This window comes from Streptomyces sp. NPDC029526, from assembly GCF_040637405.1.
Taxonomy (GTDB): Bacteria; Actinomycetota; Actinomycetes; order Streptomycetales; family Streptomycetaceae; genus Streptomyces.
This window is the reverse complement of sequence record NZ_JBEZWE010000010.1, coordinates 38,726-57,113: the sequence shown is the minus strand read 5'-3', so window position 1 is coordinate 57,113 and position 18,388 is coordinate 38,726. Positions and strand designations below refer to the sequence as shown.

The window sequence follows — 18,388 nt, the reverse complement described above, 5'->3', positions numbered from 1 at the left end:
CGGCGCGCCTGCGTACCAGCGCGTCGATGGTCCGGCGGCTTGACCGGCCGCCGTGCGGGGCGGTTGGGTCGCCGTCATGACCGAGTCGCTCCCCGGCCGCCGGCCGCGCGCCGCACTGGCCATGTCCCGGGACGCGGCCGCCGCCGTCCTCGACGCCCAGCCGCTCGCGGCCCTCGCGGAGGTCTGCGACCTCGCCCCACCCCCGGTCCTGGACGACCTGACCACCCCCAGGGCGCGCTCCCTGCTCGCCGGGACCGAACTGCTCGTCACCGGATGGGGCTGCCCGCCCCTGGACGAGGACGTGCTCCGGTCGGCGCCCCGGCTGCGGGCCGTCGTGCACACCGCGGGAAGCGTGCGCGGCCACGTCACCGAGGCCTGCTGGGAACGCGGCATCGAGGTGTCCTCCGCCGCCGCGGCCAACGCCGTTCCGGTCGCCGAGTACACGCTCGCCATGATCCTGCTCACCGGCAAGCAGGTCCTGGAGTCCGCCCGCGCCTACCGGGCCACCCGCGCTCTCCCCGACGGCCTGCGCACGCCCCGCACCACGGGAAACCACCGCCGCACCGTCGGCATCCTCTCGGCCTCCCTCGTCGGCCGCCGAGTCATCGCCCTGCTGCGCTCCCACGACATCGACGTGCTGCTGCACGATCCCCATGTCGACGACGACGAGGCCCGCGCCCTCGGCGCGCGGCGGGTTCGGGCGGCGGAGCTGTTCCGGTCCTGCGACACCGTCAGCGTGCACACCCCACTGCTGCCCGCCACCCGTGGGCTGGTGAGCCGGGAACTGATCGCCTCCATGCGGCCCGGCGCCGTGCTGGTGAACACCGCGCGCGGTGCGGTCGTGGACCAGGAGGCGCTGACCGAGGCCGCCGTCGCCGGGCGGATCCGTGCCGTGCTGGACGTGACCGACCCCGAGCCCCTGCCGCCCGGCCATCCGCTGTGGGACTGCGAGAACGTCCTCATCACGCCGCACGTCGCCGGCGCGTCCGGCAACGAGTGGCGCCGCCTCGCGGACCTCGCGGTCGCCGAGGCCGGACGGTGGGCGTCCGGTGCCGGCTTCCGTCATCCGGTGCGGCGCGAGGACCTGCCCTTCCTCGCCTGAACGGCACACCGGCCCGGCCCGCGGGGGCGCGGGGTCGACGTGGCACGCCTCCGCGCCCGGCCCGTGCCCGGCCCGCATCCGGCCCGCACCCGGGCGCGTGCACGGGTGCTGCCGTGACGGTCGGACGGGAACGTCTCTTCGGTGGGTGAGACGGAGCCCGCCCGGCCTCAGGACGCGCCGTCCCCGCCCAGCGGGTCCCCCGGAGCACCGGCCTCCGGCGCGCTGTAGAACACCGACGAGCCCTGCTTGCTGCGCTGGGCCCGGTTGCGCGCGACGAGCCCCTCCAGCGTGCTGCGGACCACCGTGGTCTTGACGGTGCGTCCGGGACGGGCCGCCGCGAGCGCCTCGGCGATCTCCGCCGCCGACCGCGGTTCCTGCTGCCCGGCCAGGTGCTCCTGGACGAGTTCGACCAGCTTGGGGCCGTCGGCCGCCGCCTTCGTGCCCTTCGTCGGACGGATGCCCGCCTTTCCGGCTGCGGCGCCCGTCTTTCCGGCCGCGGCACCCGTCTTCCCGGCCGCGGCGCCCGTCTTCCCGGCTACGGCGCCCGTCTTCCCGGCCGCGGTGCCCGCCTTCCCGGCTACGGCGCCAGCCTTCTCGGCCGCGGTGCCCGTCGCCTGCTTGCCGGAGCCCTTGCGCCCCGGTGCGCGGCGCGTCGTGGACGTGCTCTTCCCGCCCCGCTTCGGCTGCTCGGCGGTCTGCCGGGCCGTCGCCCGCTTCCGCCGCGGTGCCGGAACGGTCGCGGCCGCGTCCTCCTGCTCCCGCTGCTGCTCCGGATCCCGCTCCCGCTCCTGCTCCGGAGCGGCGGGAGCCACCGGTGCGGGGGCCGCTCCCAGGGCCTGCTGCACGCTGAGCAGCACGGCGTGGTCGCGCTGAAGCGCCGTCAACTGTTGTCGCAGGGCGGCGATGTCCGCGCTGATACGTTCCTGCTCCTTCATGTTGCGTTCCAGGTCGCTCGCCACCTGGGCGGTGTACTGGGACGTGAGGTCCGTGGCGGTGGTGCTCTCGGACATGGCGGTGTCCCTCCCTTGGGTCCTGGTGGCCAGTCATGGTACGGCCGGGCGACCGCGGTCGGGGCCGGTCCGGGAGGTCACCGCCCCGTACGGGGGGAGCGGAACGGATGTTCCCCGCCCGCGGGGGTGCTGCTCCAGTCGGGGCACCGGTCGGGGACCCGCGCGCCGAACCGACGGTTTGCGGCATGCCGAAGTCAGGCTGAGCGCATGGCTTCAACGATCGAGCGCCCTTCGCGCGACCGCCACAGGCCCCGGCCTCCGGCCCGGACCGGGTGGGCCGCCGCCCCGGGCCGCGCCCGCGCGCGCCGCCGCCTGCCGTCGGCGGCCGTCGCCCTCGTCGTGATAGCGGTGCTGGCCGGATGCGGTGTCCTCACCGGTGGCCCGGCACCGGGGCCCACGCCGACGGCGGGTTCGGTGACCACTGCCCCGGCGACGTCCGCCCCGCCCGCCGTGGCCCCCGCGGCCGGTGCCCCCGGCGTCCCGGGGGCCGGTCGGCTGCCCGGTCTGGGACCGCGGACCCTCGCACAGATCCCCGGGGACTCCGGCCAGGTGGTCGTGGTGACCGGCCGGGGCAAGGACTCCTCGCGCTCCGAGGTGGTGTTGCACCGGCGGACCGCCGCCGGCTGGCGGGCGGGTCCGGCCTGGCCCGCCCACAACGCGCTGCGCGGCTGGACCGACGACCACCGGATGGGCGATCTCCGGTCGCCCATCGGCGTGTTCACCCTGAGCGACGCCGGAGGACGCCTGCCCGACCCCGGCACCCGGCTGCCGTACGACGAGTCGCCCCGCTTCGCCATCAGCGGCACGGGGTTCGAGGGGGAGCCGTTGGAGGGGTCGTTCGACCACGTCATCGCGATCGACTACAACCGGGAGCCGGGCACCTCCCCGCTGGACCGCACCCGCCCGCTCGGCGCCGACCGGGGCGGCGGGGTCTGGCTGCACGTCGACCACGACGGCCCCACGCAGGGGTGCGTGAGCCTGGACGAGGCACACATGAGGGAACTGCTGCGGGTTCTCGACCCGGAACAGCACCCGGTCATCGTCATGGGGGACGCCGCCTCGCTGCGCCGGTGACGTGCGGCGGCCCCCATGCGACCGCCCGCCGGGCCCACGGGGCCCGTGGGCCCGTCGGGCGGTCCATCCGCGACCACGCGGCCCGGCACGCGCGGCTGCGGCGCCGCCGGCTGCCAGGCCCTCCGCCGACGGTCCCTCCGTCCCGCAGCCGCGTTCACGGCCCCCACCCGCGTGCCGGCCAGGCACCGGCCGGCCCCGACCTCCGACGTCCGACCTCCGGTACGTGACCCGGACGACGGACCCTGGTCCGTTCGGGTGGGGCACGGCCGCCGCGCGCCGCCGTGCGGCCCGGCGGGGCCACGGCGTCGCAGATCTTGGGCCCATGCCCCCGCGCGCCCCCTCCGACCCGCTGCCGAAGTCGCTCGTCGCGGTGACCGCGGTCACCGCGATCGTCGACGCCGTCGCCTTCCTCGGCCTGGGACAGATCTTCACCGCGTTCATGACCGGCAACCTGCTCTTCCTCGGCTTCGCCGCGGCCGGGGCCGAGGGCCTGGAACCGCTCGGCAGCGGCACGGCCGTCGCCGCGTTCGCCGTCGGCGCCGTCGTCGGCAGCCGGCTGGGCGCCGCGATGGCGGCCGACCGGTACCGCCTGTGGCTGTTCACCTCGGCCAGTACCGCGGCCGTGCTGCTGATCGCGGCGGCGCTGACCGCACTCGGCCTGGACCTGGTCGAACAGCGTGCGCCGGTCCCGCGCCACCTCGTGGTGATCGCCCTCACCGCGACCGCGATGGGCCTGCGCAGCGCCACGATGTGGCGGCTGGGAGCGGTGCTGAACACCACCCTCGTCACCGGCACCCTGGTCACGCTGATCCGGACCTCGCCCGTGGGCGGGGGCGGCGGGGGCGAACTGCAGCGCTACCGGGCCGCCGGACTGATGGCCGTCGTCGTCGGTGCGGCGATCGGCACCCTGCTGCTCCGGCTCGGTCTCACGGTGGCCCTGCTGGTGGCCGCCGCCGGCGTGCTGGCCGGCATGGGCGCCTACGTCGCGAACCCGGCGTCCCGGCGGCGGCCCGAAGCCTGAGCGGGCCGCCCGCGGCCCGGCGCCCGTCCGGTCACCGGCGGGTGACGCGCAGCATCAGCACGTGCCAGTGCGTCTCGAGCGCCTCGGGATCCGCGGCGGCCCGTGCGCGCAGGCCCTCGGCGAACGCCCCGGCCGCGGCGGACACCTCCGCGTCGGAGCGTTCCGGGTCGAGCGCGCTGAACAGGGACGGCTCGATGGCGGCCCGGAAGAACTGCGTGACCCCCTCGGCGAAGGCCGACGCGTCCCCGGTCTCCTCGTACCGCTCCAGGTGCGGATCGGGCAGGGCCACCAGCTCGTGCTCCTCGAGCCGCAGGACCTCGGCCAGCGGCTCCGTGCCCAGCGGGGCGAGGAACTCCTCCGCGGTGCGGTTCCAGGTGGGGATCGTCATGCGCGCGTGCTCGGCGGTCGTGATCAGCCCCTCCCGCGCCAGGTCGCCCAGTACGGCGTCCGCCGCGTCCATCAGGCCCTCGGCGCCACTGGTGCCGTCGTCGGCGGACGCGCCACCCAGTACCACCAGCTGACCGCCGGACCGCAGCTCCCGCGCCCGGTGGGTCAGGAACGCCTCCCAGTCCTTACGGGACTGCTGGCGCAGGGCCTCCCGCGCCGCGCCGGTGGCCCGGGAGCTGAAGACGTGGCCCAGGACGGGACCGGGCACCCGGGACAGCCAGTGCACCGCGATCGCGCTCCACGCCAGGTGGAGCTCCGCCGTCGGGAAGAGGGGCTCGTAGAAGGAGCGGGCCTGGGCGCACGCGTACACGTCGGGGTCGCGGACGTAGGAGTCGGGGGAGCCGGTGAGGGTGTCGAACAGCGCGTTGAAGTCGTTCGCCGGGATGTCGGTGTGGACCACCGTCACGGGGGTGCGGGCGGCGGTGCGGGCGCGGACGCGCTCGACCACGGCGTGCAAGGGGCCCAGCGAGTTGGTCCCGGCCGCGGCCCCGAGGTCGGCCACGCGGAACGGGGAGCCGTCGCGCGGCAGGACCACCGCGTCCAGCGCCCGGTCGAGCAGGGGCATCCCGTGGTCGGCGGCGCTGTGCTGCACGCGGGAGTGCCGGGCGTAGCCGTGCCCCATGGCGCCTTCCGCGACGTCGGGGGTGTGCGATCCGGTCATGGGAACCTCGCTCCCGGGCTGCTCTGCCCCCTCCTCACCCTAATCAGGGCGCGGCGGGCCGCCACCGGTGACGGTGTGTTCCCGGCGGGACCTCAGGCGGTGTCGCGGTCAGGAGGCGGGCGGTCCCACGGCGGGGGGCCGGGTGGGCGGTCCACTGGCGGAAGGCCGGGGGGACGGTCCCGTGACGGACGGCCGGGGGGCGGAGGGGTCGTGGTCCCCTCGCCGGGACGTGCGGGGGCGGTGTCCCCGGCGGTGAGGTGCTCCAGCACCTCCATCAGCTCCTGGCAGGCGCGTTCCACCGAACGTCGGGTGTGGTGCTGCTCGGCGATCACCGCCGACAGCAGGAGGGCGGTGAGGGCGATCGCCCCGTTGAAGGCCTGGAGGTTGAGCATCACCTCGACCCGGTCCATGTCCCGGAACGGGCCGGTGCCCTCCGTCGCGGCGACGGTGGCCATGACGGAGGCCAGCAGCACGCACAGCATGCTGCCCGCCAGCTGGAAGCGCAGGGCCGCCCAGATCACCAGCGGGTACACCAGGAACAGCAGACTCGCCGGACTGTGCGTGGCGAACGGCACCAGGCAGCCCGCCACGAGCGCCAGGCCCACCGCCTCCCTCCACCGAGCCCGGGGCCACGGCCGCCGCAGGTGCCGGTGCAGCCGGTGCAGGAGCAGCAGGACCGGGGTGACGATCAGCACCCCCATCGCGTCGCCCACCCACCAGGACAGCCACAGCGGCCAGAAGTCCTGCCACCCGATGCCGGCCGTGGCGGCCAGCAGGCCGGCCCCGGTGCCGGAGCTGATCAGCATGGCGCCGAACGCGCCCAGGAAGACCAGGGACAACCCGTCCCGCAGGCGGGCGAGATCGGTGCGGAAGCCCACCCGGCGCAGCATCAGGTACCCGCAGACCGGGGCCGCGGTGTTGCCCGCGACCAGCCCGAGGGCGGAGAGCTGCGGGGAGGTGGTGAGCGTGAGGATGATGCCGAGGGAGCCGAGCGCGATGCCCGGGCAGGCGCGCAGCCCGTACACGAGGAGCGCGGCCGTCGCCACGCCCGTGGGTGGCCAGATCGGGCTGACGACCGAGTCCTGGATGACCAGTTCGCGCAGCAGCCCCAGCCGTCCCGCGGCGTAGTAGCAGGCGGCGATCGCCAGCGTCCGTACCGTGTGGACGGCGGCTGCCCGCGGATCCAGGCTGGTCGTCACATCAGACATGAGACACCGGCGCCGCCCCGACTGCGAGGCGGGGCGGCACGCTCCGGCTCTCGGGCTCTCCGGCTCTCCGGCCCTCCGGCCCTCTGGCCCTACGGCCGGGCGGTCCGGGCGGTCGGCGGGTCGTGCCCGAGGACCAGCACCGCGGCGTCGTCGTCGTGGCCCACCTGTTCCGCGCCCCTGATCACGGCGGCGGCCAGCGCGTCCGCGTCCAGGCCGGCGACGGCCGCGATGCCCGCCAGCCGCACGACCTGTTCCAGTCCTTCGTCCAGCGGCATGGACGGTCCCTCCACCACACCGTCGGTGAGCAGCACGAACACCCCGCCGGTGGTGAGCCGGTACCGGGTGACGGGGAACGACGCGCCCGGCTGGACACCCAGCGGAGGCCCCCCTTCGTCCTCCGTGACGCCCGACCGGCCGTCCGCGGTGGCCCACACACTCGGCAGGTGACCGGCCCGCGCGCTCTCCAGTACCCCGTCGGCGGGGTCGAGGCGCATGAACGTGCAGGTGGCGAAGAGCGGGGAGTTCAGCGACAGCAGCAGATCGTTGGTGCGGGCGAGCAGTTCCCCGGGTTCCCCGGTGACGGAGGCGAGGGCGCGCAGGCCGACGCGGACCTGACCCATGAAGGCCGCCGCCTCGACGTTGTGCCCCTGCACGTCCCCGATGGACAGGGCGATGCGGCCGTCGGCCATCGGGAAGGCGTCGTACCAGTCGCCGCCCACGTTCAGCCCCTGGTAGGCGGGTGCGTAGCGCACGGCCAGCCGCACCCCGGGGGCGGTCGGCAGGTCCCGCGGCAGCATGCCGCGCTGGAGGGCGACGGCCAGCTCCACCCGAGAGCGCTGCTCCTCGGCGTGCGCGCGGGCCTGTGCCGTGAGCTTCCCGAGTCTGGTCAGCAGCTCGTCGCCGTCGTCCACGGGACCGGTACGGGACATGGATCACTCACTCGGGGCCGAGGACGGTGAGACCGGTGATCGCCCTCCGGGCGAAAGCGTGGATCAGGGGTGAAAAGGAACATAATCGTACCCCGCTGGAGCGAGCCAGTCCGGTCCGCGTCGGGCCCTTGCGTCCCGTTGCTCCTGCCTCCCGTTGCTCCTGCGTCCCGGTGCCCCAGCGTGCAGGCCCTCCTGCGTCCCGCTGATCCTGCGTGCCGGGTTCGTTGGCGCCGGGCGATCGTGCCCCGGAGCCCGGAGCCCGGAGCCCGGAGCCCGGAGCCCGGCAACCGTCGGCGAGGTGGTGCCGCCCCGCCGCCGTCCTCCCGTCGGCCCTCGCGGCCGGGGTGCCGCCCGAACCCCGCGGTGCCCGACCTCCGGTGTCACCGCCCGGCGTGCGGCCTCCGGTGAGCCGTACGGAACGCCCGGGACCGGCGGCCCCCTGGGGGGACCGGTGCGGCTGTCCAGTGCCGCGCCAGGCGACCGTTCGCCCCGTCGCGACGCCCGGCACGCACGCTCGCCGCACCGGCCGAAGGCCCGGGGGCCCGGGTGCGTCCGGTACGAGAGCTGCCGTCCGGCACACCGGGAGCACGCACCGGACGCCGCTCCTCGACGGGCAACCGTCGCCTGCCGCGGCACTAGGCTGTCCGCATGGAGCAGCGGGAGTTCATGCAGCGGGGCGTCGGCATCCTCACCGAGGCCCTGGAGATGCGGCGGCAGCTACGGGCCGACCCGGACTCGGTCACCAACAGCGGTGCCGTCTCCCGGCTGTTGGAGGAGATGCTGCCGCAGATCGAGCTCCCGGCCGACGCCGACGCCCGAGAGGTGGCGGACATCGTCACCGCGAAGCTGGGGCCCGCCATCGTGCAGATCACCTCCGCCCTGGCCTTCGCCTTCGTCCAGCTCGCCGAGATCCACGACGCGGGGCGTACCGACGTGTCCGCCACGGACGTGCTGCGCTCCATCTCCCTGCACTACGCGGCGGAGGCGGGGGAGTAGGGCGTCGCCCCACCTCACCGCTGCGGTGCCGTGGGGAGGGCTGCTCCCCGGCCCGCCGCGAGCCGTGACCCGGTCGGCGCGGCCGGTCGGTGGAGCCCCGGACGGCCGCTGCGGGTGCGTCCGGGGGTGCGCCCGGGCATCCCGCCCGCCCCGGACCCTTGACTCCTTACGCGCCGGTAGCGATATTCGGCCTTACTGAGCGCGGTCATGACAACCCCGGGCGTGTCCCGCCGGTCGACCGGCCGTGCCGATCGCCGACGGAGGGACGTGGCCGTGACCATCGTTCGACGCTCCACCGGCAGACGCCGGCACTTCGCCTTCCTCTCCCTGGTCCTGCTCGTCCTCGCGGCGGCCCTCGGTCCCACACCGAGCTCCGCCGCCGACGGCGACTGGTGGGACCCGACCGCGCGCCCGTCCCCGGACTCGGGGATCGGCGTCACCGGCGAGCCGTTCCGGGGCACGAACTCCGCCGGGGAAGTACGCGGGTTCGTCGACGCGCACAACCACGTCATGTCCAACGAGGCGTTCGGCGGCCGGCTCATCTGCGGCAAGCCCTTCTCCGACCGGGGCATCGCGGACGCGCTCAAGGACTGTCCCGAGCACTACCCCGACGGGTCACTCGCCGTCTTCGACTTCATCACCAACGGCGGTGACGGTCGGCACGACCCCCACGGTTGGCCCACCTTCAAGGACTGGCCGGCCCACGACTCCCTGACCCACCAGCAGAACTACTACGCGTGGATCGAGCGCGCCTGGCGCGGCGGCCAGCGCGTGATGGTGAACGACCTGGTCACCAACGGCGTGATCTGCTCGGTGTACTTCTTCAAGGACCGCAGCTGCGACGAGATGACCTCCATCCGGCTGCAGGCGAAGCTGACCTACGACATGCAGGACTACGTCGACCGGATGTACGGCGGCCCGGGCAAGGGCTGGTTCCGCGTCGTCACCGACAGCGCGCAGGCCCGCCGGGTCGTGGAACAGGGCAAGCTGGCCGTGGTGCTGGGGGTGGAGACCTCCGAACCCTTCGGCTGCAAGCAGGTCCTGGACATCGCCCAGTGCGACCGGGCCGACATCGACGCCGGACTCGACGAGCTGTACGACCTCGGTGTGCGCAGCATGTTCCTGTGCCACAAGTTCGACAACGCGCTGTGCGGGGTGCGCTTCGACTCCGGCGCGCTCGGCACCGCCATCAACGTCGGCCAGTTCCTGTCGACCGGCACCTTCTGGCGCACCGAGAAGTGCACCGGCCCGCAGCACGACAATCCCATCGGCCTGACCGCCGCGCCCGGGGCGGAGCAGAAGCTCCCGGACGGCGTGGAGCTGCCGCGCTACGAGCAGGACGCCCAGTGCAACGTGCGCGGGCTCACCGATCTCGGTGAGTACGCGGTGCGCGGCATGATGAAGCGCAACATGATGCTCGAGATCGACCACATGAGCGTGAAGGCCACCGGCCGGGTCCTCGACATCCTGGAGGCCGAGTCCTACCCCGGCGTGCTCTCCTCGCACAGCTGGATGGACCTCGACTGGACCGACCGGGTCTACGGGCTCGGCGGCTTCATCGCCCAGTACATGCACGGCTCGGAGGGCTTCGTCGCCGAGGCCGGACGGACCGAGGCGCTGCGCGACGAGCACGGAGTCGGCTACGGCTACGGCACCGACATGAACGGCGTCGGCGGCTGGCCGGCCCCCCGCGGCGCGGACGCCCCCGATCCCGTCACGTACCCCTTCCGCAGCGTCGACGGCGGGTCGGTCCTGGAGCGGCAGACCACCGGCGAGCGGACCTGGGACCTGAACACCGACGGCGCCGCGCACTACGGACTCGTGCCGGACTGGATCGAGGACATCCGGCGGGTGGGCGGCCAGGACGTGGTGGACGACCTGTTCCGCGGCGCGGAGTCCTACCTCACCACCTGGGGTGCCTCCGAGGCCCACCGGCCGGGGGTGAACCTCGCCGAGGGCGCGTCCGCCACGGCCTCCTCGTCCGAGTGGAACCCGTTCACCAGCTACGCGGCGGGCCGAGCCGTGGACGGCGACCGGGGCACCCGCTGGGCCAGCGACTGGAGCGACGACCAGTGGCTGCGCATCGACCTGGGCGAGGCCCGGCGGGTCGGGCGCGTCACGCTCGACTGGGAGCGCGCCTACGCCCGTGCCTATCGCATCGAGCTGTCCACGGACGGCACGAACTGGCGCACCGTGTGGTCCACCACGTCGGGGGACGGCGGCCTGGACACGGCCCGGTTCGAGGCCCGACAGGCCCGGTACGTGCGGGTGCACGGCCAGACCCGGGGGACCCAGTGGGGCTACTCCCTGTACGAGGTCGGCGTGCACGGCGGCTGACACCGCACCGCACCGCACCGCCGCCTCCGCCTCCGGGCCGTCCGTGAAGGAAGAACGGGCGGCCCGGAGCGGCCCGGGGGCCCGGAAGGCCTTCGGAGCGTCTTCGGAGGGAGCCGGGGACGCTCCGGCCCGGACGAGTCGCGGCGGACGGGGCGTGTGCCCCGCCGGCCCCGCGAACTTCCGGCACGCGGGACCGGCCCCGTGCGCCCCGGACGGACCGGCCCTCCACGGCCGGGACGGACCCTCCCGACGGTCAGGACGCACCCTCCCGACGGTCAGGACGGACGGGCCCCGGACAGCCAGCCGGACCATCCCCGATGCCGTCATCACGGACCGGCCCCGGACAGTCAGCCGCTCCGCCCCCTGAGGCCGTCGTCACGGACCGGCCCCGGACGGTCGGGCGGACCGTCCCAGGAGGCCGTCGTCACGGACCGGCCCCGGACTGCCGGCCGGACCACCCCGGGAGGCAGTCCTGGACCGTCCCGCGGGTCACCTCCGGTGGGCCAGCTCCGTGTCCAGCAGCTCGCGCACGGCGTCCAGGGCCTCCGCACGGTCCTCGGGGACCAGTCCGACGCGGGTCCGGCGGTCGAGCAGGTCGGCCTCGTCGAGGGCACCCTCGTGGCGCAGCGCCCAGAGCAGTTCGGCGCCGGTGGCCGGGTGGGAGGCCACCACGCGGGCGCGGAGCCGGGGGTTTCGCGCGCCCAGCGCGTGGATCGCCGGCGCCTCCGTGCCGTAGCGCTGCACCAGGCGGCGCGGCGCCGGCAGAGTCGCCAGGGCGCGCGGCGGGGCGGCGCCCACCAGCGGGAGCGCGGCCGTGCCGGAGGGGCCGGCCGGCAGCCGGCGGACGCGCACGGCGGCGTCGACGGCGTCCTGCGCCATCCGCCGGTAGGTGGTCAGCTTGCCGCCCACGACGGTGACCACGCCCTCGGACGAGGTGAGCACGGCGTGGCGGCGCGAGATGTCGGAGGTCCGGGCCTCCGCACCGCCGCCGGCGGTGGTGTCGAGCAGCGGCCGCAGACCGGCGAAGGCGCCGACGACGTCGTCCCGGCGCACCGGCACGTCCACGACGGAGCCCAGGACGTCGAGCAGGAAGCCGATGTCCGACTCGGGCGCCTCGGCGACGTCCGGGACGGCCCCGTCCACCGGTTCGTCGGTGAGGCCCACGTAGACCCGGCCGTCGTCCTGGGGCAGGACCAGGACGAAGCGGTTGGACTCCCCGGGGATCGGGATGTGCAGCCCCGCGGGGAGCGGGCCGAGGCAGTCGGGGCGCAGGACGAGGTGCGTGCCGCGCGAGGGCCGGATGCGGATCCCGTCGACCAGGCCGTCCGCCCAGACCCCGGAGGCGTTGATCACCGCGCGGGCGCGGATCTCTCCCTCCTCGCCGGTGAGTTCGTCGCGCACCCGGGCTCCCGAGCCGGTCAGGGACAGCGCCCGGACGCGGGTCAGGACGACGGCTCCCCGTGCGGCGGCGGTGCGGGCGAGGGCGGTCACCAGGCGTGCGTCGTCGGTGAGCCGGCCGTCCCAGGACAGCAGACCGCCGCGCAGACCGTCGGCGCGCAGGGCGGGGGCCAGATGGCGGGTCTCCACCGCGGAGAGCCGGCGCGGCGGCGGGAGCGTGGCGCGGGCGGTGCGGGCGGCGAGCCGCAGGGTGTCGCCCGCCCGGAACCCGGCCCGTGCCAGGGCCGCCTGACGGTGCGGCACCAGCGGGGTGAGCGGCAGCACGAACGGCTGGGCACGCACCAGGTGCGGCGCGGTGCGCTCCATCAGCACCCCGCGTTCCACCGCGCTCTCGTGGGCCACGTCGAGCTGGCCGGAGGCCAGGTAGCGCAGCCCGCCGTGGATGAGCTTGCTGCTGAAGCGGGAGGTGCCGAAGGCGAGGTCGTGGGCGTCGACGGCGGCCACGCTCAGGCCGCGCGCGGCGGCGTCCAGCGCGACCCCGGCGCCGGTGGCGCCCAGGCCGACGACCAGCACGTCGACGGTGGGGCCGCCCACCGTCCGGGCGAGTTCGTCGGCACGGCGGCGGGCCGAGAGGGAGGAACCGGGGGACGGGCCGCTGGGGACGTTCATGGGGTGAGGGTCCTCTCCAGGATGTCGCGCAGCTCAGCGAGGAGCGCTTCGGCGCCGAGGCCGGGGTCGTCCTCGTCGGTCATGGTCCGCAGGGACAGGGCGAACGACTGGACGACCAACAGCAGCGCACGGGCCTGCAGTTCGGGGTGCCCGGCGCGCACCGACCCGTCGGCGTGCCCCGCGCGCAGGTCCTCGGCGAGAAGTCCCAGCAGGGCTTCCTGGCTGGCACCGCGGCGGTCCAGTACATACGGCAGGAGCAGTTCGGGGTCGACGTCCACGATCTTGCGGAACAGCGGGTGCTCCCCGAAGGCGCGCACCCCCGCCACCAGTCTGCCGACCATCCTCGCCCGGGTCGGCACGTCCGCACGGTGCTCGGGGGCCACGCCGGTGGCGACGTCGACCCACTCGCGGGTCATCAGGTCCCCGACCAGCGACCGCACGTCCGGCCACCGCCGGTAGAGCGTCATGCGGGAGACCCCGGCGCGGCGGGCCACGTCGGTCATCGTGGTGCGCCGCACGCCGACGGCCATCACGCAGTCGCGCACGGCGTCGAGGACGGCGTCGTTGTCCGAACGGTTGTGACGAATAGGCGTCATGTGTAACAGTGTAACGCCACGTGAGGCCGTCGGCGACGGCGCCGCTGTTCACGAAGCTCGAACCGACCGGTGAGGACGACCGTCATGGACATGTTGTGGAGTGGCTGGGGCGACCCGGCCAGGGCGACGCCGCTGCCGGACTCGGTGACCGGGCTGCTGGGCGACCTGCTCGGCGTCAAGCCCCGCACCCTCGAACCCCTCGCGCTGGAGGACCTGACGGTCCCCGACTCCCCGCTGGACCCGGCCGCACGCCGCGCCCTGGCCGACGCCGTCGGCGAGGAGCACGTGCGCACCGACGCGGAGAGCCGGATCCGCCACACCCGCGGCAAGTCGACCCCCGACCTGCTGCGCATCCGCGAGGGCGACCTCACCGACCTCCCCGCCGCCGTGCTGCTCCCGGCGGAACACGACGAGGTCCTCGCGGTGATGACCGCCTGTGCCGAACACGGCCTGGCCCTGGTCCCGTTCGGCGGCGGCACCTCCGTCGTCGGCGGCCTCGCCCCCGACGCGCACCGCCCCTTCGTCGCCCTCGACCTGCGGCGCATGGACCGGCTCACCGGCCTCGACCCCGTATCGCGCACCGCGACCCTCCAGCCCGGGCTGCGCGCCCCCCGGGCCGAGGCGCTGCTCGCCGCCGAGGGCTTCACCCTCGGCCACTTCCCGCAGTCCTACGAGTGGGCCACCATCGGCGGCTTCGCCGCCACCCGGTCCAGCGGCCAGGCGTCCGCCGGCTACGGCCGGTTCGACGAGATGGTGCTGTCCCTGACGCTCGCCACACCCCGCGGGACCCTCGACACCGGCCGCGCCCCCCGCTCGGCCGCCGGACCCGACCTGCGCCAGCTCGTCCTCGGCTCCGAGGGCGCCTTCGGCGTCATCACCGCGGTCACCGTGCGGATCCGGCCGCTGCCGGAGACCCGCGTCTACGAGGGCTGGCGCTTCGCCTCCTTCGACGAGGGCGCCGCCGCGCTGCGCCGCCTCGCCCAGGACGGGCCCCGCCCGACCGTGCTGCGCCTGTCCGACGAGACCGAGACCCTGATCGGCCTGGCCCAGCCCGACGCCATCGGCGCCGGCGTCCAGGAGTCGTCGGCCGGCTGCCTCGCCGTCGTCGGCCACGAGGGCACCCCCGAGGACACCGCGCACCGCCGGGAGGGCGCCGCGGCCGTCCTGCGCGCCCACGGCGGCACGCCGCTGGGGGAGGAACCCGGACGGCGCTGGGAAGGCGGCCGCTACTCGGCCCCGTACCTGCGTGACGCCCTCCTCGACGCAGGGGCGTTCGCCGAGACGCTGGAGACCGCCACCTTCTGGTCGCGCGTCCCCGAGCTGTACGCCGCCGTCCGGGAGGCGCTCACCGGGACCCTGACCGCCGCCGGGACCCCGCCCCTGGTCATGTGCCACATCTCGCACGTCTACGAGAACGGCGCCTCGCTCTACTTCACGGTCGTCTCCGCCCAGGGCGACGACGCGGTGGCGCACTGGACGCGCGCCAAGCACGCCGCCAACGAGGCGATCCTCGCCGCCGGAGGAACCATCAGCCACCACCACGGCGTCGGCACCGACCACCGGGACTGGTACCTCCGCGAGATCGGCCCCCTCGGCACCGGGGCCCTGGACGCCGTGAAGCGGCACCTGGACCCCGCCGGACTGCTCAGCCCCGGCGTGCTCCTGCCCGCCGGTGACTGAGCCGTCCGCGCCGGACCCCGCCCCCTCCTCCCTCTCCCCTCGGCCCGCCGGAGGCAGCCCCATGCGACAGTTCACCGCCGTCGTCAACCCCACCGCGGGCGGCTCGACCGGCGCCGCCGCGCTGATCGCCCTGGCGCGGCTGCTCCGGGAGGCGGGCGCCGACCTGCGGACCGAGTACAGCCGCAGCCTCGTCCACGCCGGCGAGCTGGCCCGGACGGCGGGGGAGCAGGGCCGGGTGGTCCTGGCCGTCGGCGGGGACGGCATCGCCGGGTGCGTCGGCGGGGCCCTCAGCGGGACGGGCGCCACGCTCGGCCTGGTGCCCGCCGGCCGGGGCAACGACTTCGCCCGGGCGCTCGGCCTGCCCACCGAACCCGGGGCGCTGGCCCGCGTCCTCCTCACGGGGGAGCCCCGGGACGTCGACACCGTCGAGGTGACGTCGGCCGTCCACGACCGCACCGTGGTCCTCGGCAGCGTCTACGCGGGTGTCGACGCCCTGGCGAACCGGCACGCCAACCGCTCCCGGCTGCTGCGGGGGGCGGCCTCGTACTACGCCGGCGGACTGCGCGCGGTCGCCTCTTGGCGGGCGGCCCGCTACCGCGTCACCGTCGACGGCGTGGAGCACGCGCACACCGGCTACACGGTCGTCGCCGCCAACTCCGGGTACTACGGATCCGGCCGTCTGATCGCGCCGGACGCCCGCGTCGACGACGGGCTGCTGGACGTGGTGATGATCGAGGAGGCGCCCCGGCGGCTGTTCTTCGCCCTGATGAAGGAGTTGGAGACCGGGGCCCACGTCCACCGCCCGCAGGTGACGGTCCTGCGCGGGCGCGAGGTCCGCATCGAGGCTGACCGCGAGGTCCCCTACGGCACCGACGGCGAGGTCGAAGCCGTCCTCCCCGTCACCGCCCGGGTGCTGCCCGGGGCTTTGCGCGTGCTGGGCTGAGGGGAGGGCCGGGGAGAGGCGGAGGGGAAGGGAAGGGGCGCGGGGAGGGTGCAGGCCGTGTGCCGCCCACCGCCCTCCGCGTGCGGACACGGGCGGGTGGTGCGGGGCACCACCCGCCCGCGCCCGTCGCGGCGGGCTCCGCCGCCTCCTCACGCCTCCGTTCCGTGGTACCGCTGCGCCAGCCGGGCGAGCGCGACCGCACCCAGCAGCAGCCCGAAGTCGCGCAGCGCGACGTCGTAGTGGCCCGGGATGGTCAGCAGGTTGACGATGATGCCGGCGAGCCATCCCGCGACCAGCCAGCCGCCGAAGCGCGGTGCCACGGCCACGACGACGCCGGCCAGGATCTCGATCACTCCCACCATGTACATGGCTGCCTGGGCGTCGCCCGGCACGAGGCCGTCGATCCACGGGGCGAGGTACCCGGGCCAGTCGACGAGCAGATTCGCGAACTTGTCCAGCCCGAACAGGATCGGCGCCACCGTGAACCCCGTCCGCAGGATCACGTAGGCCTGGTAGCCGGGGTCGGTGAGCTGCGCCCGCCGGTCGCCGGCCGCGTTCTTGCTGGTGGTCGTGGAGGCCATGGCCCCTCCTTCTATCGACAAGGTTCATTTCTTATAGAAGACCTCCGGCGGTTCTTTAGTCAAGAGCCGTGGGTTTTACACTGGTGTTCGTGGACGACACGGACGAAGGACGCGACCCGGACGTCTCCGCCATCGCCGCGCTCGGCGAACCCACCCGCCGGAGGCTCTACGACTACGTGGTGCGCAGCCCGGACCCGGTCGGCCGGGACGAGGCCGCGGCCGACCTCGGGCTGGCCCGGGCGACCGCCGCGTTCCACCTCGACCGGCTCGCCGACGCATCGCTGCTCGACGTGGTCTACGAGCGCCGCAGCGGTCGTACCGGCCCCGGAGCCGGTCGGCCCGCCAAGCTCTACCGGCGGTCCGCGCGCCAGATAGCCGTCAGCCTCCCCGACCGGCGCTACGAGCTCGCCGGACGGCTCCTCGCCCGTGCCGTGGAGGAGTCCGGCGCCACCGGCGAACCGGTCCGCGAGGTGCTGCACCGCGAGGCACGGGAGCTGGGAACACGCATCGGCGAGGACGGCGCCGGGGAGGACGTGGTGCGGGTGCTGGAGCACTACGGCTTCGAGCCCCGGCGCGAGGACGGCGGCTGCGTCGTCCTGGGCAACTGCCCCTTCCACGCCCTGGCCCGCGAGCACACGCAGACGGTCTGCGGGATGAACCTGCACCTGCTCGGCGGCATCCTGGAAGGGCTCCGGGAGACCGGCTACACCGCCTGCCTGGCCCCGGAGACCGGCCGCTGCTGCGTCCGGCTGGAGCCGGCGGCCCCGGTCTCGTCCGACGATTGATCCGGTGGCGGGGTCGCGACGAGCCGTCGGTCCTCGCGTCCGCCTCTTCCCCGTCGTGGGCGCGGGTCCGGACGAGGTCCGCCGGCCGCGGCCCCGGGACGTCCGGCCGACGGTGACGAGGGCTCATGTCCCTTCGGGTGTGCGCCCGTTGTCAGTGGGCAACCGCACAATGATCGGAAAAGGAGATCAACACCTGCGTTCTGCTGGGTAGACGGTCTCGAGTCCCGGCTCCGGAAAGGCCCTGCTGATGCTCTCCACCGTGGATCAGGCCGCGCGTGTCGTCGCCCTCCCGGCCCCCCGTACCCGGTCCTCCCGCACCGCCGCCGCACGGACCGGCTCCGCCCGGCCCCGCGGGTCCGCCGGGGCGCCGGGATCCGACGTGCTGCGGATCGTGTCCGACCCGCGCACCCCCACCTATGTGAGCGTGCACGCCAACGGCCGCCGCCGCTACAGCTACTGGCGCCCGATCGACTCCACCACCGGGCTCGGCGGCTGCTACGTCGCGCTGCCCACGGAGGAGTGCGACGCCCTGCACGCCGCCGGCCGGATCACGCTCGGCGACCCCGTGGTCGACCCGCACCGGACGACCTACCGGGTCCGGGCCGCCGTCCGTACGCCCGCCACCGCCACCCGCCCCGCGGACCGCTCCGCCGTACCGCCGCAGATACTGGTGCGCCGGCGCGCCCGCGTCGCCTGACGCGCCGTCGGCCGCCCCGGCGCCGGCCGGGGCCCGGTGGACTGCGGCGGTCGCGCCCCGTCCTCAACCCCCGTGCGCCGTAGGCCCCTTCACCGGGAGCCCGTCCACGCACGCCGGAGCTGCGCCGGATGAAGCTTCCGCCGCACGAGGTGTCATGGTCCCGCCCATCGCGGGCATCCGAACTCCATCCGCAGTCACCGGAGTCCGGATCGGGAGTGCCGCCCGTCCGGTCCGGCGCGCCCCCGACGGACCGA

At 75.2% G+C, this 18,388-nt stretch carries 16 protein-coding genes; 9 read left to right on the top strand and 7 right to left on the bottom strand.

Annotated elements, in window-relative coordinates; translation table 11 throughout:
• The first annotated feature begins 76 nt into the window (after nucleotides 1-76).
• Complete coding sequence (locus AB0F01_RS21165) at nucleotides 77-1,102, top strand: hydroxyacid dehydrogenase (RefSeq protein WP_362097831.1); 1,026 nt, start codon at nucleotides 77-79, stop codon at nucleotides 1,100-1,102.
• Between the two features lie 167 nt (nucleotides 1,103-1,269).
• Here the strand turns inward: AB0F01_RS21165 and AB0F01_RS21160 are convergent, their stop codons facing one another.
• Entirely contained in the window at nucleotides 1,270-2,112 is an 843-nt protein-coding gene (locus tag AB0F01_RS21160) for a hypothetical protein (protein ID WP_362097828.1), read from the bottom strand.
• A gap of 207 nt (nucleotides 2,113-2,319) precedes the next feature.
• On the opposite strand from AB0F01_RS21160, the gene AB0F01_RS21155 reads away from it, so the two are divergent.
• A complete protein-coding gene (locus AB0F01_RS21155) occupies nucleotides 2,320-3,186 on the top strand; it encodes a L,D-transpeptidase family protein (RefSeq protein ID WP_362097825.1) in 867 nt (288 codons plus the stop codon).
• A gap of 322 nt (nucleotides 3,187-3,508) precedes the next feature.
• Complete coding sequence (locus AB0F01_RS21150) at nucleotides 3,509-4,207, top strand: DUF1275 family protein (RefSeq protein ID WP_362097822.1); 699 nt, start codon at nucleotides 3,509-3,511, stop codon at nucleotides 4,205-4,207.
• A 31-nt stretch (nucleotides 4,208-4,238) separates the two neighbouring features.
• On the opposite strand, the gene AB0F01_RS21145 is transcribed toward AB0F01_RS21150, so the two are convergent.
• The 3 genes from AB0F01_RS21145 to AB0F01_RS21135 all read right to left on the bottom strand — a co-directional run bounded on the left by AB0F01_RS21145 (nucleotide 4,239) and on the right by AB0F01_RS21135 (nucleotide 7,452).
• Nucleotides 4,239-5,315 (bottom strand): hypothetical protein, encoded by a 1,077-nt coding sequence (locus tag AB0F01_RS21145; protein WP_362097820.1) that lies wholly within the window; start codon nucleotides 5,313-5,315, stop codon nucleotides 4,239-4,241.
• 92 nt (nucleotides 5,316-5,407) lie between these two features.
• Nucleotides 5,408-6,523 carry an MASE1 domain-containing protein gene (locus tag AB0F01_RS21140; protein WP_362097817.1) on the bottom strand — a complete coding sequence of 372 codons (1,116 nt, stop codon included), beginning with the start codon at nucleotides 6,521-6,523 and terminating at the stop codon, nucleotides 5,408-5,410.
• Between the two features lie 89 nt (nucleotides 6,524-6,612).
• The gene (locus AB0F01_RS21135; RefSeq protein ID WP_362097814.1) at nucleotides 6,613-7,452 is read right to left on the bottom strand and encodes a PP2C family protein-serine/threonine phosphatase; all 840 of its coding nucleotides are present in this window, start codon (nucleotides 7,450-7,452) and stop codon (nucleotides 6,613-6,615) included.
• A 648-nt stretch (nucleotides 7,453-8,100) separates the two neighbouring features.
• On the opposite strand from AB0F01_RS21135, the gene AB0F01_RS21130 reads away from it, so the two are divergent.
• Both AB0F01_RS21130 and AB0F01_RS21125 read left to right on the top strand, forming a co-directional pair.
• Nucleotides 8,101-8,448 (top strand): hypothetical protein, encoded by a 348-nt coding sequence (locus AB0F01_RS21130; protein ID WP_362097811.1) that lies wholly within the window; start codon nucleotides 8,101-8,103, stop codon nucleotides 8,446-8,448.
• Nucleotides 8,449-8,721: 273 nt separating this feature from the next.
• Nucleotides 8,722-10,785: a discoidin domain-containing protein gene (locus AB0F01_RS21125; RefSeq protein ID WP_362097809.1), complete on the top strand. Its 2,064-nt coding sequence runs from the start codon at nucleotides 8,722-8,724 to the stop codon at nucleotides 10,783-10,785.
• 489 nt (nucleotides 10,786-11,274) lie between these two features.
• Here the strand turns inward: AB0F01_RS21125 and AB0F01_RS21120 are convergent, their stop codons facing one another.
• Together AB0F01_RS21120 and AB0F01_RS21115 are read right to left on the bottom strand one after the other, a co-directional pair.
• Nucleotides 11,275-12,852: a glycerol-3-phosphate dehydrogenase/oxidase gene (locus AB0F01_RS21120; protein WP_362097806.1), complete on the bottom strand. Its 1,578-nt coding sequence runs from the start codon at nucleotides 12,850-12,852 to the stop codon at nucleotides 11,275-11,277.
• The gene (locus AB0F01_RS21115) at nucleotides 12,849-13,448 is read right to left on the bottom strand and encodes a TetR/AcrR family transcriptional regulator (RefSeq protein WP_362097803.1); all 600 of its coding nucleotides are present in this window, start codon (nucleotides 13,446-13,448) and stop codon (nucleotides 12,849-12,851) included. The genes AB0F01_RS21120 and AB0F01_RS21115 overlap by 4 nt, the downstream gene beginning before the upstream one ends.
• 84 nt (nucleotides 13,449-13,532) lie before the next feature.
• On the opposite strand from AB0F01_RS21115, the gene AB0F01_RS21110 reads away from it, so the two are divergent.
• Nucleotides 13,533-15,128, top strand: coding sequence for an FAD-binding oxidoreductase (locus tag AB0F01_RS21110; RefSeq protein ID WP_362097800.1), 1,596 nt, complete (start codon nucleotides 13,533-13,535; stop codon nucleotides 15,126-15,128).
• A gap of 61 nt (nucleotides 15,129-15,189) precedes the next feature.
• Nucleotides 15,190-16,071: a YegS/Rv2252/BmrU family lipid kinase gene (locus tag AB0F01_RS21105; RefSeq protein ID WP_362097797.1), complete on the top strand. Its 882-nt coding sequence runs from the start codon at nucleotides 15,190-15,192 to the stop codon at nucleotides 16,069-16,071.
• Between the two features lie 149 nt (nucleotides 16,072-16,220).
• Here the strand turns inward: AB0F01_RS21105 and AB0F01_RS21100 are convergent, their stop codons facing one another.
• Nucleotides 16,221-16,652: a hypothetical protein gene (locus AB0F01_RS21100; RefSeq protein WP_362097794.1), complete on the bottom strand. Its 432-nt coding sequence runs from the start codon at nucleotides 16,650-16,652 to the stop codon at nucleotides 16,221-16,223.
• An 83-nt stretch (nucleotides 16,653-16,735) separates the two neighbouring features.
• On the opposite strand from AB0F01_RS21100, the gene AB0F01_RS21095 reads away from it, so the two are divergent.
• Together AB0F01_RS21095 and AB0F01_RS21090 are read left to right on the top strand one after the other, a co-directional pair.
• Nucleotides 16,736-17,437, top strand: coding sequence for a helix-turn-helix domain-containing protein (locus AB0F01_RS21095; RefSeq protein ID WP_362098198.1), 702 nt, complete (start codon nucleotides 16,736-16,738; stop codon nucleotides 17,435-17,437).
• A gap of 247 nt (nucleotides 17,438-17,684) precedes the next feature.
• Nucleotides 17,685-18,134, top strand: coding sequence for a hypothetical protein (locus AB0F01_RS21090; protein WP_362097791.1), 450 nt, complete (start codon nucleotides 17,685-17,687; stop codon nucleotides 18,132-18,134).
• Nucleotides 18,135-18,388 lie beyond the last annotated feature (254 nt).